Source organism: Streptomyces sp. NPDC002888, from assembly GCF_042888465.1.
In the GTDB taxonomy this organism is placed as follows: domain Bacteria; phylum Actinomycetota; class Actinomycetes; order Streptomycetales; family Streptomycetaceae; genus Streptomyces.
Map to the genome: position 1 here is coordinate 60,079 of NZ_JBIAPU010000025.1, position 14,926 is coordinate 75,004.

General features: G+C 70.2%; 13 protein-coding genes. 8 read left to right on the forward strand and 5 right to left on the reverse strand.

Going from position 1 to position 14,926, the window contains the following annotated elements; translation table 11 throughout:
- Positions 1–116: 116 nt before the first annotated feature.
- Positions 117–1,316 (forward strand): acetyl-CoA C-acyltransferase, encoded by a 1,200-nt coding sequence (locus ACFYWX_RS33840; protein WP_389428651.1) that lies wholly within the window; start codon positions 117–119, stop codon positions 1,314–1,316.
- Between the two features lie 166 nt (positions 1,317–1,482).
- A complete protein-coding gene (locus ACFYWX_RS33845; protein ID WP_389428652.1) occupies positions 1,483–2,175 on the forward strand; it encodes a TetR/AcrR family transcriptional regulator in 693 nt (230 codons plus the stop codon).
- 31 nt (positions 2,176–2,206) lie between these two features.
- On the opposite strand, the gene ACFYWX_RS33850 is transcribed toward ACFYWX_RS33845, so the two are convergent.
- Positions 2,207–2,872, reverse strand: coding sequence for a TetR/AcrR family transcriptional regulator (locus ACFYWX_RS33850; protein ID WP_389428653.1), 666 nt, complete (start codon positions 2,870–2,872; stop codon positions 2,207–2,209).
- Positions 2,869–4,164, reverse strand: a complete 1,296-nt coding sequence (locus ACFYWX_RS33855; protein ID WP_389428654.1) for a PucR family transcriptional regulator — start codon at positions 4,162–4,164, stop codon at positions 2,869–2,871. Before ACFYWX_RS33855 ends, ACFYWX_RS33850 begins: the two co-directional genes overlap by 4 nt.
- A 188-nt stretch (positions 4,165–4,352) precedes the next feature.
- On the opposite strand from ACFYWX_RS33855, the gene ACFYWX_RS33860 reads away from it, so the two are divergent.
- Genes ACFYWX_RS33860 through ACFYWX_RS33880 form a run of 5 tightly spaced genes read left to right on the forward strand, consistent with a single transcriptional unit; the run spans position 4,353 to position 9,238 of the window.
- Positions 4,353–5,111 carry an ABC transporter ATP-binding protein gene (locus ACFYWX_RS33860; protein WP_389428655.1) on the forward strand — a complete coding sequence of 253 codons (759 nt, stop codon included), beginning with the start codon at positions 4,353–4,355 and terminating at the stop codon, positions 5,109–5,111.
- Positions 5,108–5,917 carry an ABC transporter ATP-binding protein gene (locus ACFYWX_RS33865; RefSeq protein WP_389428656.1) on the forward strand — a complete coding sequence of 270 codons (810 nt, stop codon included), beginning with the start codon at positions 5,108–5,110 and terminating at the stop codon, positions 5,915–5,917. The genes ACFYWX_RS33860 and ACFYWX_RS33865 overlap by 4 nt, the downstream gene beginning before the upstream one ends.
- 5 nt (positions 5,918–5,922) lie before the next feature.
- Complete coding sequence (locus ACFYWX_RS33870) at positions 5,923–6,804, forward strand: branched-chain amino acid ABC transporter permease (RefSeq protein WP_389428657.1); 882 nt, start codon at positions 5,923–5,925, stop codon at positions 6,802–6,804.
- Positions 6,801–7,955 (forward strand): branched-chain amino acid ABC transporter permease, encoded by a 1,155-nt coding sequence (locus ACFYWX_RS33875; RefSeq protein WP_389428658.1) that lies wholly within the window; start codon positions 6,801–6,803, stop codon positions 7,953–7,955. Before ACFYWX_RS33870 ends, ACFYWX_RS33875 begins: the two co-directional genes overlap by 4 nt.
- 5 nt (positions 7,956–7,960) lie before the next feature.
- A complete protein-coding gene (locus ACFYWX_RS33880) occupies positions 7,961–9,238 on the forward strand; it encodes an ABC transporter substrate-binding protein (RefSeq protein ID WP_389428659.1) in 1,278 nt (425 codons plus the stop codon).
- 79 nt (positions 9,239–9,317) lie between these two features.
- On the opposite strand, the gene ACFYWX_RS33885 is transcribed toward ACFYWX_RS33880, so the two are convergent.
- Positions 9,318–9,410 carry an SDR family oxidoreductase gene (locus ACFYWX_RS33885; protein WP_389428660.1) on the reverse strand — a complete coding sequence of 31 codons (93 nt, stop codon included), beginning with the start codon at positions 9,408–9,410 and terminating at the stop codon, positions 9,318–9,320.
- Positions 9,411–10,015: 605 nt separating this feature from the next.
- Between ACFYWX_RS33885 and ACFYWX_RS33890 the strand changes: the two genes are divergently transcribed.
- On the forward strand, positions 10,016–12,436 hold the full coding sequence (locus ACFYWX_RS33890; RefSeq protein WP_389428661.1) for a SpoIIE family protein phosphatase: 2,421 nt from the start codon (positions 10,016–10,018) through the stop codon (positions 12,434–12,436).
- A gap of 66 nt (positions 12,437–12,502) precedes the next feature.
- Here ACFYWX_RS33890 and ACFYWX_RS33895 read toward each other — a convergent pair whose 3' ends face one another.
- Both ACFYWX_RS33895 and ACFYWX_RS33900 read right to left on the reverse strand, forming a co-directional pair.
- On the reverse strand, positions 12,503–14,119 hold the full coding sequence (locus ACFYWX_RS33895) for a cation acetate symporter (RefSeq protein ID WP_389428662.1): 1,617 nt from the start codon (positions 14,117–14,119) through the stop codon (positions 12,503–12,505).
- Positions 14,116–14,574 (reverse strand): DUF485 domain-containing protein, encoded by a 459-nt coding sequence (locus tag ACFYWX_RS33900; RefSeq protein WP_389428663.1) that lies wholly within the window; start codon positions 14,572–14,574, stop codon positions 14,116–14,118. Before ACFYWX_RS33900 ends, ACFYWX_RS33895 begins: the two co-directional genes overlap by 4 nt.
- Positions 14,575–14,926: the final 352 nt, after the last annotated feature.

Here is a 14,926-nt window from a genome sequence, read left to right on the forward strand (position 1 = left end):
GTCAAGCCCGAGAGCACCCGGCGACTCTGTTGAACCTGACGCCGGATTCAACTATAAACCGATGGGCAGGCGCAGCTGCCGATGTGAACCGGACCAACAAGAGACAGTGAGGCGACATGAGGGAAGCGGTCATTGTTTCGACGGCGCGGACGCCGATCGGAAGGGCCTATCGCGGGGCGTTCAACGACACCCAGGCGCAGGAACTCGCCGCCCACGCCCTTTCGCACGCCGTGCAGCGCGCACGGCTCGAGGGAGGTGAGGTCGAGGACGTGATCTTCGGCTGTGCCGTGCAGCAGGGGTCCTCCGGCGGCAATGTCGCGCGTCAGGCCGCTCTCCGTGCCGGACTTCCGGACACCGTGTCGGGTATGACGATCGATCGGCAGTGCTCGTCGGGCCTGATGGCCATTGCGACGGCCGCCAAGCAGATCGTCGCGGACGGCATGCAGGTCGCTGTCGGTGGCGGTGTCGAGTCGATCTCCTTGGTGCAGAACGACCACATGAACACCCACCGCATGGCGGATCCCTGGCTGGTCGAGCACACGCCGAGTATCTACATGCCGATGTTGCAGACGGCGGAGATCGTCGCCGAACGCTACGGCGTGAGCCGGGAACGCCAGGACGAGTTCGCGCTGGTGTCACAGCAGCGAACCGCTGCGGCGCAGGAGTCCGGCCGGTTCGACCGGGAGATCGTCGCCTTCCGCGGCGTCAAGAAGGTCCTCGACAAGCAGTCCGGGGAGGTGCGGGACGAGGAGGTCACGCTGACCCGGGACGAGGGCAATCGCGCGTCGACGACGCTGGAAGGCCTGGCAGGCTTGGCGCCGGTGCTGCCCGACGGTCAGGTGAGCGCCTGTTCCAGCGTGACGGCGGGCAACGCCTCGCAGCTGTCGGACGGGGCTTCGGCGTCGGTGCTGATGGAGTCGAAGGAGGCCGAGCGCCGCGGACTGGAGCCGCTGGGCGTTTACCGGGGCATGACGGTGGCCGGTTGCGGGCCGGACGAAATGGGCATCGGTCCGGTGTTCGCCATTCCGAAACTGCTGAAGCAGCACAGCCTCACCATCGACGACATCGGTCTGTGGGAACTCAATGAAGCCTTCGCTTCCCAGGCGCTGTACTGCCGTGACGAACTCCATATCGACCCGGAGCGGTTCAACGTGAATGGCGGCGCGATATCGGTCGGTCATCCGTACGGAATGACGGGTGCCCGGCTGGTGGGGCATGCCCTCATCGAAGGCAAGCGCCGCGGGGTCCGGTATGTGGTGATCTCGATGTGTGTCGGCGGCGGAATGGGCGCAGCCGGCCTGTTCGAGGTCGCCTGAGCTCGACATCCTTGCCGGACAAAGGCCAACGACGAGAGAGACGTGGATACCGTGTCGAACGCGGTGGGGAAGACCCGGACCGTGGTCCTGGTGGACTTCGGTGGCGCGCCTTTCGGGCCCTTGTGAGCTTATGAGCATGGCGTCGGATTCAAGTACAGTTTCCGTGATGGACAGCACTGCACCCGAGGAGACGGACGGCGAGAAGGCACCGCCCATGGCGCCCGTCTCACAGCTTCGCGAGCCGCCCACGACGAAGCGGGGAGCGCGGACACGGGCCGCTTTGGTGAAGGCCGCGCGGAAGGTGTTCGAACGGGACGGCTACCTCGACACCCGCCTGACCGACATCACCAAAGAGGCTCAGTGCGCGGCGGGATCCTTCTACACCTACTTCGCCAACAAGGAAGAGGTGCTTGCCGCCGTCCTCCTGGAGGCGCAGGAGGACATGATGCACCCCGGCATGGGCCGGGTGCAGGACACCGACGATCCCTTCGCGGTACTCGAGGCGAGCAACCGCGCGTATCTCGAGGCGTACAAACGGAACGCGAAGCTGATGGCCCTGCTCGAGCAGGTCGCACAAGTGGAGCCGGAGTTCCGTGAATTCCGAAGCCGGCGCGCCGACGCGTTCATCCGCCGCAACGCCCGCGGCATCGCCGACCTGCAAGCGCGTGGTGTCGCGGACCGTGAGGTCGATCCGATGATGGCCTCCCGTGCGCTGTCGGGCATGGTGAGCGTCATGGCCTACAACACCTACGTGCTCGGCGAAAGGCAGGAAGAAGGGGGGCCGGTGGACTTCGAGGAGCTCGTGTCCACCGTCACCCGGCTCTGGGCGAACGCCCTGCGCTTCCCCGGCCACAGCTGATCCGGCGATCCAGTCGCGCGCGCCGGGTGTGTCAGCCGGGCGGTGCCGACAGATGAATCAGGATGCCGCACACCTCGTCCACGATCTCCCGGGCCTCCGTCTCGTCCCCGCAGTCGCCCAACTCGCGCGCCGCCCCTCCGATGACGGTGGTCAGTACGCTCACCCGGACCCGGCCGGCGCGCCGCTTCTCGTCCACCTCAAGGAGCCAGGCGTTGCGCCGTACCCATGCGCGGTCCCACTGGCGGCGCAGCGCGTCGAAGCCGGCCGGGGCGTCGTCCTCCACGAGGAGCATGCCGAGGCACCGGTTGTCCCAGACGCCCTCCAGGTAGGCCCTGGCTCCCGCGACGAACAGCGCGACGGGGTCGTCCACACCGCGGCTGCGCTCGGCGGTCAGCGTGGCCGCGGTCCGGCGCTCCTGCTCCTCCCGGAACTCCTCCCAGAGGGCGAGGTAGAGCCCTCGCTTTCCGCCGTAGTGCTGGAAGAGGCTGCCCACCGGGATGCCCGAGCGCGCCCCGATCTCGGCGAGACCGGCGTCGGTGTAACCGCGCTCGGTGAACACCTCCAGCGCGGCGTCCAGCAGCGCACGCCGGACCGTTCGGTTCTGCCCGGCGTACCCCTCCGCCAGGTCCATGTCCCCCTGACCGCCCGGCAGCTGACGTGCCGCCTCGGTCCCGGGAGACTCCACGATGCCGCTCACTGACCATCCCCGCCTTCCCCGGCCCCGTCGCGGATCGCGAGGGCGACCAGTAGTTCCAGGAGGTCGGCGATCCGGCGCGGATTGCGTCCGGTGCGTTCCTCGATCCGGCGCAACCGGTAGTGCGCCGTGTTGTGGTGCACCCGCAGCCGGTCGGCGGCCAGCCGCAGATTGAGGTCCGCCTCCGCGAAGGCCCGAATGGTGGTGGCCAGCGTGTCGCCGCGTCTGCGGTCGTCCTCCAGCAGCACCCGCACCCGGGGATCGACCAGCTGGCGGGCGAGGTCGTCGGCGCGCAGCGCCAGGTAGTCGAACGGGGACAGCCGCGGCAGCGCCGCCACCCCGCCCCCGCCCGGCACCAGGTCGAGGGCGGCCCGAGCCTCCTCGTAGGCGCGCGGAAGTTCACCTGCGCCCTGTGCGACCGTACTGATCCCCATGGAGAGCATGGTTCCCTCCCGCGCGAGCCGCCGCTGCACGGCCTCGAAGTGGACGCATATGTCCTCTGCGTTCAGGCCGGTCCGGACGACGGGCACGGCCACCACCTCGCCGTGGCGCACGACGACCAGGGTTCTGCCGGCCCAGGGCCCGGCGACGCTGATCGACGCGCTGGTGGCATACCCGTTCTCGGCCGAGGTGAGGTCCCCGGTGCGGGTCTCGTCGACGCACACCGCCACGACCGCCATCATCGGCGAGCGCGGTCCGATGCCGTACGCCTGCGCGGCGGCGAACAGCGGACCGCGCGTCGGTGCCACGCCGGCCAGGAGCTGGTCCAGGAGATCCCGGCGCTCCCGGTCCGCGTCCGCCACCACGTGCTGCTGGTACTCGACGTATGCCTGCGCGGCATGGGTGCTGGCGTAGTCGACGTACCGCATCAGCGGGGTGACGAGGGACAGCGCGGCCTGCTGGGCCTCGGCGGACGTGCCCGCGCAGTCCAGCAGCGTGTCCCACAGCACCTGCCGGCCGACTCGGAAGGCACTGATCCAGTCCTCCAGGGCGAACCCCGCGCGTGCCCTGCGCATGGCCGCCGCGCGGCTGAAGACCAGGTCTTCGGGGGCCATGTCCCGGTCGCCGGCCAACGCTGCCAACTGCATCCGGTAGTGCGTCAGCACCTGGTCCCGTACGTCGTCGAAGAACCGCTCGTCCTGCAGGGCGTACGACGGGATCTCCGTACGCATCACCGCGACGGCGGTCCTGGCGACCTCCTCGAGCCGGTCCTGCACGGCGTGCAGGATCCGATGCCGCTCCCGGCTGAGCGGTTCGGAGAGGGCGGGGGCGCCCTGGGCGGGACCACGAGGCATGGCGCCGATCGTCGCCGTCCGCCTCGTGTCCCGTCAACAGGCCCGGCGGGCGACATGTCCGGGGAGCTGGGCGCGGCGCACAAGTCGGGGGCCGCGAAGTTGGGTGCTCGCACCCAATGTGTGCCCGGAAGGCCCCCACCTACTGTGACGCTCGCCCACCCCCCAGCACGTCGGAAGGAGCGTCACTCATGCTCGCGGTCGACGGTATCAGCGTGCGCTTCGGCGGGATCACGGCACTGGACGGTGTCGCTTTCACCGTCGAGCCGGGCACCGCCGTAGGGCTCATCGGACCGAACGGAGCCGGCAAGACCACCTTGTTCAACTGCCTCACCAGGCGCTGCACCCCTGATGCGGGGACGGTGCGGTTCGAGGACGAGGACCTGCTCGCCCTCCCTCCGCACGCCGTGGCCGGGCGCGGCATCGCCCGCACCTTCCAGAACCTGGGCCTGTTCCCCCGGCTCACGGTCCGGGAGAACGTCATGGTCGGCGCCCACAGCCGGGGGCGCACCGGACATCTCGCCGCGGCGCTCCGGCTGCCCCGCGTCCGGCGGGAGGAGAGGGAACTACGTGACCAGGCGGACGACTTGCTACGGCGGCTCGGCCTGGCGGACGTCGCCGACCACCCCGCCTCCGGGCTGCCGTTCGGCACACTCAAACGCGTCGAACTCGCCCGGGCGCTCGCCGTACGGCCCCGGCTGCTGTTGCTCGACGAACCCGTCAACGGGCTCAGCCACGGCGAGGTCGACCAATTCGCGGATCTGGTCCGCTCGGTGCGCCGGGAGTTCGACCTCACCCTCGTGGTGGTCGAACACCACATGGGGTTCGTGATGGGCCTGTGCGACCGGGTGGTCTGCCTCGACTTCGGCCGCAAGATCGCCGAGGGCTCGCCGGAGGAGATCCAGCGCGACCCGGCGGTCGTCGAGGCGTACCTGGGGGTGGCCGCATGAGCGAGCCCACCACCGACCGCCCCGAGGCCGAGGCCGCGGCGAGCGCGCAGCCTGACTTCCTGAAGGTGTCCGGCCTGCACGCCGGATACGGCCAGGCCCGTGTGCTGCAGGGCCTCGACTTCCGCGTCGCCCGCGGTGAGGTGTGCGCGATCCTCGGGCCCAACGGCGCGGGCAAGACCACGACACTGCGGGCGCTCTGCGGCATGGTCCGCGGCCGCGGCTCGGTCACCCTGAACGGTACGGAACTCCTGGGCCGCTCGCCCGAGCAGGCCGCCAGGCTCGGCGTGGCGCACGTGCCGGAGGGCCGGGGCACCTTCAACGAACTGACCGTCGAGGAGAACCTGCGCGTCGGCGCCCACCTGCGCACCGGTGTCCGGCGGGGCCGTGCCGAACGTGCGGCCGTGGCGGCCGACCTGGAACGGATCTACGGCTACTTCCCCAGACTGCGCCAGCGGCTGCGCCAGGCCGCCGGCAGCCTCAGCGGCGGCGAGCAGCAGATGCTCGCCATCGGCAGGGCGCTGATGCTGCGCCCCTCGCTGCTGCTGCTCGACGAGCCGTCCCTGGGGCTGGCACCACTGGTCACCCGCGAGCTGTTCGAGATCGTCCGTGCCGTCAACGAGGAGGAACACACCACCGTGGTCGTCGTCGAGCAGAACGCCCAGCTCGCGCTGGACATCGCACACCGGGCCCACGTACTGGAGGCCGGCCGCCTGGTGCTGTCCGGACCGGCTCAGCAGATCCGCGAGGACGGGCAGGTCGCCGAGGTCTACCTCGGAGTCTCGCTCCGCTCCCGGAAGGCCGGGTGAGCGCCGTGACCGATCTTCTCCAGCAAGTGGTGGAAGGAGTGGGCTCCGGCGCGGTGTACGCCGGTCTGGCGCTGGCCCTGGTGCTGATCCACCGGTTCACGGGGATCGTCAACTTCGCGCAGGGCGAGCTGGCCATGCTCTCGACATACGTCGCCTGGCAGCTGGTGGCTTCCGGCATGCCGTTCTGGCTGGCGCTGCCGGTCACCCTCGCGGTGTCCTTCGCCGGCGGCATGCTGATCGAGCGGATCGTCATCCGCCCCGTGCAGGGCGCGCCCGAGCTGACGGTGGTCATCGTCACGGTCGGCCTGTTCATCTTCGTCAACGCGCTGGCCGGCCTGATCTGGTCGTTCACCGTGAAGGACTTCCCGCAGCCCTTCCCCGACGGCGGACTCGACCTGTCCGGGGTGCGTGTGGACTTCTCGACGCTCGGGATCATCGGCGTGGTGGCCGTCGTGATGGGCCTGCTGTATGCGCTGTTCCAGCACACCTCCGTCGGCCTGGTGATGCGGGCGGTCGCCTGCAATCCGGCCTCCGCCCGGCTGTCGGGCATCCGGGTGGGCGGGGTGCTGATGCTCGGCTGGGGACTGGCCGCGACGGTCGGCGCGGTGTCGGGCGTACTCGTCGCCCCGGTGCTGTTCCTGGAACCCAACATGATGGGCGGGGTGCTGATCTACGCGTTCGCCGCGGCCACCCTCGGGGGCTTCGACAGCCCGGTCGGTGCGGTCGTCGGAGGCCTGGTCGTGGGCGTCGCCGAGACACTGACCGGGGCGTACGTGGACGTGATCGGTGCCGATCTGAAGGTGGGCGTCCCCCTGATGATCATTCTGGCGGTGCTGCTGGTGCGGCCCCAGGGCCTGTTCGGACGGGCGGCGGTGGAACGCGCATGAGCACCCTCACAGCGGCACTGGGCACCGACCGGGCCCGGTGGCTGCGGGCCACGCTCACCGTGCTGGCCGCGGCGGCAGTCACCGTCGGCGCACCCTTCTACTTCACGCCCTTCCAGGTCTTCCAGCTGACCATGGTGCTCCTGTACGCCGTCGCGCTGGCCGGCCTGAACCTGCTGGTCGGATTCGGCGGCCAGATCTCGCTCGGGCACGGCGCGTTCTTCGCGGCGGGGGCCTACACAGCGGCGGTCATGCTCGACCGGTACGACACCGGCCACCTGGCCACGCTGCCGGTCGCGGCCGCCGGATGCTTCCTGCTGGGCCTCGGGTTCGGAGTGCCCGCGCTGCGGCTGCGCGGGCTGTACCTGGCCCTGGTCACCCTCTCGTTCGCGGTGTTTCTGCCACCCCTGCTCAAGCGGCTCGAACCGGTGACGGGCGGCTCCATGGGGCTGACCGTGGACAAGCTGCGACCGCCCGCGTGGAGCGGGCTGGCCGAGGACCAGTGGATGTACTTCGTCGTTCTCGCCGTCACCGCGGTGGCCCTGCTGCTCGCCCGCAACCTGCTGCGGTCCCGGGTCGGCCGGGCACTGCTCGCCGTGCGGGACAACGAGAGCGCCGCCGAGGTCATGGGCGTGCGGCTGTCGCTGCACAAGACCCTCGCCTTCGCGTGGAGCGCGATGTTCGCGGGTGTCGCCGGGTGTCTGTACACCTGGGTGATCGGCTTCGTCTCGCCCGACTCCTTCAGCTTCGTTCTGTCCATCACGCTGCTGGCGGGCCTGGTGGTCGGGGGGCTCGGCTCGCTGTACGGACCCCTGCTGGGGGCGGCGTTCGTGATGTACGTGCCGAGCGTCTCCCAGGATCTGAGCGAGGCGGCGCCGGGGGTGGTGTTCGGCCTGCTGATCATCACGGTGATGTTCGTGGCCCCGACGGGACTGGCCGGCCTGCCCGGCCGTGTCCTGGGCGCCGTCGCCAGTCGCCTGCCCCGCGCCACCGCCGCCAGCGCCGTCGACCGGACGCCGGAGGTCACATCCGCACCCGATGCGGAGCCGAAGTCCGGGGCCGAGTCCGGACCCTGCGCGACCCTCGACCCTGCGGACCCCGCAGTGGTCGACACCGAGCCCGTGGGCGCCCCGCCCCGCACGGAAAAGGACTGAATCACATGCGCAAGACGACCCCTCTGCGGGCGGCCGCGGCCGCGACCGCCGTCCTGCTCACCGCGACTGCCTGCAGCAGCCGGCGAGGCCAGGAGGACCAGGACACCGCCGCCGCCGGCGCGTGCAAGGGCCAGCAGACCACCGGCATCACCGACAAGAGCATCAAGCTGGGCGGGATCTATCCACTTTCGGGACCGGCCTCCGCATACGGCACGATCAGCAAGGGCGTGGCCGCCTACTTCACATACGTCAACGACAAGGGCGGCATAGACGGCCGCACGGTGCAGTTCATCGTCCGCGACGACGGCTACCAGCCGCCCAAGGCGGTCGAGGAGGCCCGCAGACTCGTCGAGCAGGAAAAGGTCTTCGCCGTGTTCCAGACCCTGGGCACCCCGTCCACGGCAGCCGTGTGGGACTACCTCGACCAGCAGAAGGTGCCGCAGCCCTTCGTCGCCACGGGCGCCTCCGTCTGGGGCACGGACGACAAGCACCCCTGGACCATCGGCTGGCAGCCCAACTACGTGGCCGAGGCACGGGTGTACGCCAAGTACCTCAAGGAGAAGAAGCCGAAGGCCGAGGTCGCCGTCCTGTACCAGAACGACGACTTCGGCAAGGATCTGTTCGGCGGGTTCAAGAAGGCGGTCGCCGGCAGCGGCATCAAGGTGGTCGCCGAGGAGAGCTACGAGGTCACCGACCCTTCCGTGTCGGCACAGATGGCGAGCCTCTCCCGCTCCAGGGCGGACGTGCTGCTGGATGTCACCACCCCCAAGTTCGGCAGTCAGGCCCTGGCCACCGACGCCAAGAACACCAGGTGGAACCCGCTGCACATCGTGAACAACGTGTCCTCCTCTGCCGCCGTGCTCCAGCCCGTCGGGTTCAAGAACGTCCAGGGAGTGGTCTCGGCGACCTACTTCAAGGACCCTGCCGACCCGCAGTGGGCCGATGACGCCGAGATGAAGACGTACAAGGAGGCGTTGCACAAGTACGCGCCCGACTCCGACCCTTCCAACCAGTTCAACGCCTATGGCTGGGCCGTCGCCTCCAGCCTGCACAAGGCCCTGGACGCGATGAAGTGCCCGACCAGGGAAGGGCTGCGGGACGCGGTGCGCGACCTGAAGAACGTGAAGGTGGGCCTGCTGCTGCCCGGTGTCACCCTCTCCACCGGGTCCGACGACGCCTTCCCGCTCGAGACGATGCGGCTGATGCGGTTCAAAGGCGAGCGGTGGCAGCTGTTCGGCAAGCCGGTGGACACCCGCAAGGAGTTCGGTCCGCCGGCGAAGTGAGCCGGTGGGGGCGGTCCCGGTCGATGCCCCTTCCCCTCGGACCGCCCCCGCCTCGCGGAGCGTGAAGACGCCCGCGTGCTCAGACGGCGTTCAGCCCTCCGTCCACGACCAGGCTCTGCCCGGTGATGTAGGCGGCGCGGTCGGAGAGCAGGAACCTGACGGCTTCCGCCACCTCCCAGGCAGTGCCCTGGCGTCTGAGCGGAATGCGGGTGAAATGATCTGTTCGTCGCCGAGGCGACCGGGCGCGGGCTGGATCCCGGGCTCATCGTCGACCGCACCAAGTGCCTGTGGGAGCTCGCGGACGTCGCGAGCCTGCAGATTGCCGCCGTCCACCGGCAGGCGGAGGTCGCCTCCGCCCTGTCCGACGCCCGCCGCCGCGCCGGTCTGCGGCTTCCCCTCGACGACTCCGGCGACCGCCTCGTCCGGACCTGGCCACGGTGCACCGCTCCTTCCGCGCCGCCGGCAGGCTGCTGGAAGCCGCCGGTCACGAGACCAGGACCCGCTCATGGCGGAGTTCCGTAGTGGTGGGGGACGGTCTCCGTGCGGAGGCCCTCGTGCCCGCCGTATCGCCCGGTCCGCCACGCCGTGCCACGCCGCGGGCGCGGCCGCGGTTCCGACGGGTTTCACTAGGCTTGCATGGCAGCAGCAGGTCAGCATGAGTGTGGGAACGCCGAGCCACCGCGGGGACGCCGTCACGCCGGTCACCGGTCGCGGTCAGGACCCGCGGCAGCACAGCGGTGACCGAATACAAGGTGGTGTCCGGCGGTGGAGAAGCGGATGACGGAGCTCAGCGAAGGCCACGACGATCCGTTCGCCCTGCACCTCGCCGCCTTGGCGGTGCTCGACGACCGGGGAACCGTGATCGGATGGAACCGGCGGGCCCAGGAACTGCTCGGCCACCCGGACACGGCCGTGATCGGCCGTCCGGCGTCCGAGGTCCTGGTCGATCCCCGCGATCTGCCGGCTCTCAGGGACGTCGTGGCGAGCTGCAGGAGAACCGGCGGCTGGTTCGGGGTGCTCCCTGTGCGGCACCGCGACGGGCGGCTCGTGGAGATGGGGATCAGGGCCCATGAGATCTCCCGCGACGACCGGTTCCGTGAGTGGTTTCTCGCCGGGGCGCCCGCGGTCGACGTCCTGGAGTGGCAAAGGGACCGCGCGCTTCTCGACGGGTTGTACCGCCGGTGCCCGATCGGCCTGGTCATTCACGGCACCGACCTGAGGCTTCTCCGGGTCAACCGGGCCATCGAAGGCTTCAGCGGCGTCCCGGCGGCAGACTTCCGGGGGATCCCCACCGGGCAGATGCTCCTCCCCGACGACGCGCGCAAGGCCGTGGACCGTGTGCGCCAGGTGATGGAGACCGGTCGACCGCTGGTCTACTCCGAGCAGTTCGCCCGCCTGGAGCAGAATCCGACACGAGAGCGGGTCGCGTTGGTCTCGTCCTTCCGGATGGAGGATCCCGCCGGCCGCGTCCTGGGCGTGGCCGAGTTGATCGAGGACATCACCGAACGCCATCGGGCCCAGCGCCGGCTCGCGCTCCTCGACCAGGCCGGCACCCGTATCGGAACCACCCTTGACGTGGCGGAGACCGCCCGGGAACTCGCCGAGGTGATGGTGCCCCACCTCGCCGACCATGCGTCGGTGGACCTGCTTCAGCCGGTGACGCGCGGTGAGGAAGTGGCGCAGGCCCTGGCAGGGCCTGTAGTACGGCTGGGAGCCAGCAGCGTCGGTGCCCAGCAACCCGGCCCGCCCCACCCGCACGGCGAGCCGGTGGAATTCGCGCCCGACACACCCCAGGCCAGATGCCTGAGCGAAGGGCGACCCGTTCTGGAACCGGTTCTCCCGCCGGACTGGTTCTCCGCGGGAGGCCGCCAGGGGGCCCACGCTCCGGACCTGGGCGCCCACTCGCTGATCGTCGTACCTCTTGCCGCGCGTGGCCTGGTGCTGGGCGTGATGACCCTCTGGCGTTCGCTCCGCCCCGATCCCTTCGAGGCGGACGATCTCACCCTCGCCCAGGAACTCGCCTCGCGCGCCGCCGTCGCCATCGACAACGCCCGCCGCTTCACCCAGCAGCAGCAGACCGCGTTCACCTTGCACAGCAGCCTGCTGCCCCGGACGGTCCCGGACCAGTCGGCCGTCGAGGTGGCCCTGCGGTATCTGCCGGCCAGCGCGGCCCCGGGCCTGGGCGGTGACTGGTTCGACGTCATTCCCCTGTCCGGCGCCCGGGTCGCCCTCGTCGTGGGTGACGTGGTGGGACGCGGCATCCACGCCGCCGCCACCATGGGACGGCTGCGTACCGCCGTACACACGCTGGCCAGCCTCGACCTGGAACCGGACGAGGTCCTCTCCCGCCTGGACGATCTGGTCATCCTGCCGGCGGCCGAACAGGAAGCAGCCGGCGAACGGCCCGTGGGTGAGCAGGTCGTCGGCGCCACCTGCCTGTACGCCATGTACGACCCGGTCTCCGGGCGGTGCTCCGTGGCCCGCGCCGGCCATCCACCGCCGGTGGTGACCGCGCCGGACGGACAGGTGACTCCGCTCGACCTGCCGGCCGGCCCACCGCTCGGCCTGGGCGGCCTGCCGTTCGAGGCCCGGGAGGTCGAACTGGCCGAGGGAAGCCTGCTGTGCCTGTACACCAACGGTCTCATCGGCGAACGCCACATTGATGCCGACGTCGGCCTGACCAAGCTGTGCGCAGCGCTCACCCGCCCCGCGGACGCGCTGGAACGGACATGCCAGGCGGTGATCGACTCGCTCGTGCCCGCGCGCCCCAGCGACGACGTCGCGTTGCTGATCGCCCGCACCCGCATGCTGCCCCCGGAGAATGTCGCCTCCTGGCGTCTGCCGCTGGAGCCTGCAAGCGCCGCCCGGGCCCGGGAACTGACCTCGGCCAAGCTGAGCGAATGGGGTCTGGAGCACCTGGCGTTCACCACCGAGTTGGTCGCCAGCGAACTGGTCACCAACGTCTACCGCTACGCCGGCGGCCCCGCGACCCTGCGGCTGATCCGTGAACGGTGTCTGGTGTGCGAGGTCAGCGACACCAGCCACACCTCACCTCATCTGCGCCGCGCCCGCACCACCGACGAGGGCGGGCGCGGCCTGTTCCTGGTGGCCCAGATGACCGAACGCTGGGGCACCCGCTACACCCGCGAGGGCAAAACCGTGTGGACCGAGCAACCACTGGCAGGCATGTTCACCTGACCGTCTCGGGCCTTGCCGGGACGCCCCGACCAGGCTGCGGTGATGCCCGGGGCCCCACCGCCGCGGTCACTCGGCTGCGGCGAGCAGCCGTGCCTCGCTCTCCTCGTACAGCCGCCGGGTCCTTGCGCTGTCCGTGGCGCGGCGCCAGTGGTCCAGACGGCTGCCCAGCCAGCCCGCCAGGTAACCGAACGGGACGGAGACCAGTCCGGTGGACTGCATGGGGAACAGGTGGAAGTCGGCGTCCGGGAAGACGGCGGACGGCGTGCCCGACACGGCCTTGGAGAAGACCATGAGCAGCAGCGCGCAGGCCGCGCCGCCGTAGAGGGTGGCGAGCAGGCCGGTCCGTGTGAATCCGCGCCAGAACAGGGAGTAGGTGAGCGCGGGTGCCACCGCGGATGCGCCTATGCAGATGGCCAGCGTGGTCAGCACGCCGACGTCCCAGCCCTGGACCAGGGTGGCGAGCCCGATCGCGAGGGTTCCCACAGCCACGCTCGTCCACACCGCCACCGTCATCTCCGTACGCGGCTCCGCCTGCCCCCGCCGCGCCGCATGGGCGAACAGGTCGTGAGCGAGCGACGAGGCCGCGGCCAGGGTCATCCCCGCGACCGACGACAGCAGGGTGATGAACACCATGCCCGCCACGGCCGAGTAGAGAATCGTCGTGCCCGCGGAACCGTGAGCCCCGCCGAGCACCTGCGACAGCATGAGCACCGACGTCCTGCCCTGCGGGTCGGCCGCGGTGATGTACCGCGACCCCACCAGCGCCGCCGCGCCCGTACCCATGGTGATCACGAGCAGGCAGAACATGGTGACCGTGCCGACCGCCCACGACATGGAGCGGCGTACGGCCGGCACGTCCCGTGCGGAGTACAGACGCATCGTGATGTGGGGCAGACAGGCCACGCCGAGGACCACCGTGATCTGGAGACCGATGAAGTCCAGCCGGTCGACGGCCGAGGTGCCCAGCTGCAGGCCCTGCCGCAGGAACGCCGGGCCGGCGCCACTGCCGTGCTGGGCGGCTCTGAGCACGTTGCCGGGGCTCCAGCCGAAGCGGTTCAGCACCAGGGCGGCGACGACGGCGCTGGTGCCGAGCAGCATCACGATCTTGATCATCTGGATGAGCGCGGTGCCTCTCATCCCGCCGAGCGCCGCGTAAATGATCATCAGGCTGCCGATCATGACGATGCACACGGTCCTGGCGCCCGCCACGTGCGGGAGGTTCAGGATGAAGGTGAGCAGTGACCCGGCCCCGGAGAGCTGGACGACCAGGAAGGGCAGAGTCGCCGAAAGCGTCACCACGCAGGCGGCGACACGCACGGCCCGCCCGGGCATGTTGCGGGCCAGGACATCGCCCATGGTGAACCTGCCGGCGTTGCGCAGCGGTTCGGCCAGCAGGAACATCAGCAGCACCAGGGACAGGGCGGTGCTCACCGCAAGGACATAGCCGTCGTATCCGGCGAGCGCCACGATGCCGGTGGTGCTCAGTACCGTGGCCGCGGAGATGTAGTCGCCCGCGATGGCCAGGCCGTTCTTGAACGGGGTGAGCGAGAGGTAGCCGGTGTAGAAATTCGTCAGGTCGTCGCGGTCCGGTCCCGCCATCACGCAAATCAGCAGTGTGAGGGTGACCAGGACGGTGAACAGGATGAGGACGGTGGCCTGCGTCCCGGAGCTGAAGTCGTTCATCTCGCCACCCCCGCGCCCCGGGCCGCGGGAACGGCCCGCTCCCTGACGGTACGGGCCAACGGGTCCACCGAGCGTCGTGCACTGCGGCCGTACCAGAAGAGCGCCGCGAAGGTGACGAGAAGTTGGAGGACCCCGAGGGCCATTCCCAGGCTCAGCTCTCCGGCGATCCTGGCCCCCATCAGGCCCGGCGCACAGCACGAGAGCACGACATACACGACGAAGGAGCCGAGCGCGGCGAGCGTGGAGGTGCGGCGCAGCACGCGGTAGGCCGAGCGGAGGGCGGCGAGGTCGGCACTGGGTCGACGAGGCTCATGCGCGTACGGCTCGACCCAAGGGGCTTGCCCGTACGTGTCGTAGAGAAAGGCGTCCCGTCCGTACGACTGGGGAACGGTGTGCGGCAGGGGCCATCCCGGTGGTGCTGACGGCGGATAGCGGTTCTCGTCGGGGTACGTCATCGCCTGGCCTTCCACTACGGCTCGGATCGGTGGAGGGGGGAACGGGGGGTGGGTTCAGGCGGCGTACCATACCGACTGGTTGGGATGTCCGTAAGTCAGCCGTTGCTCACGTTTCGAGGTCGATGCGGCTACCGGGGCAGGGGCCGGGCGGCGCTCCACGGGCGGGGTCGAGAAGGAAAACACGGGCGGGGTCGAGAAGGAAGAGACGGGCTGGTACACGCCCGGCGGCGTGTGATCAGCCGGCCATTGCGTGCCCGCCTCGAAGCGCCGGACCGGCCGGCCCGGTGGCCCGGCCGTCGGCAACTGTTTCCGGCCGTGCCGCTGGCAGAAAGACGATCTTGACCCTGCCCTG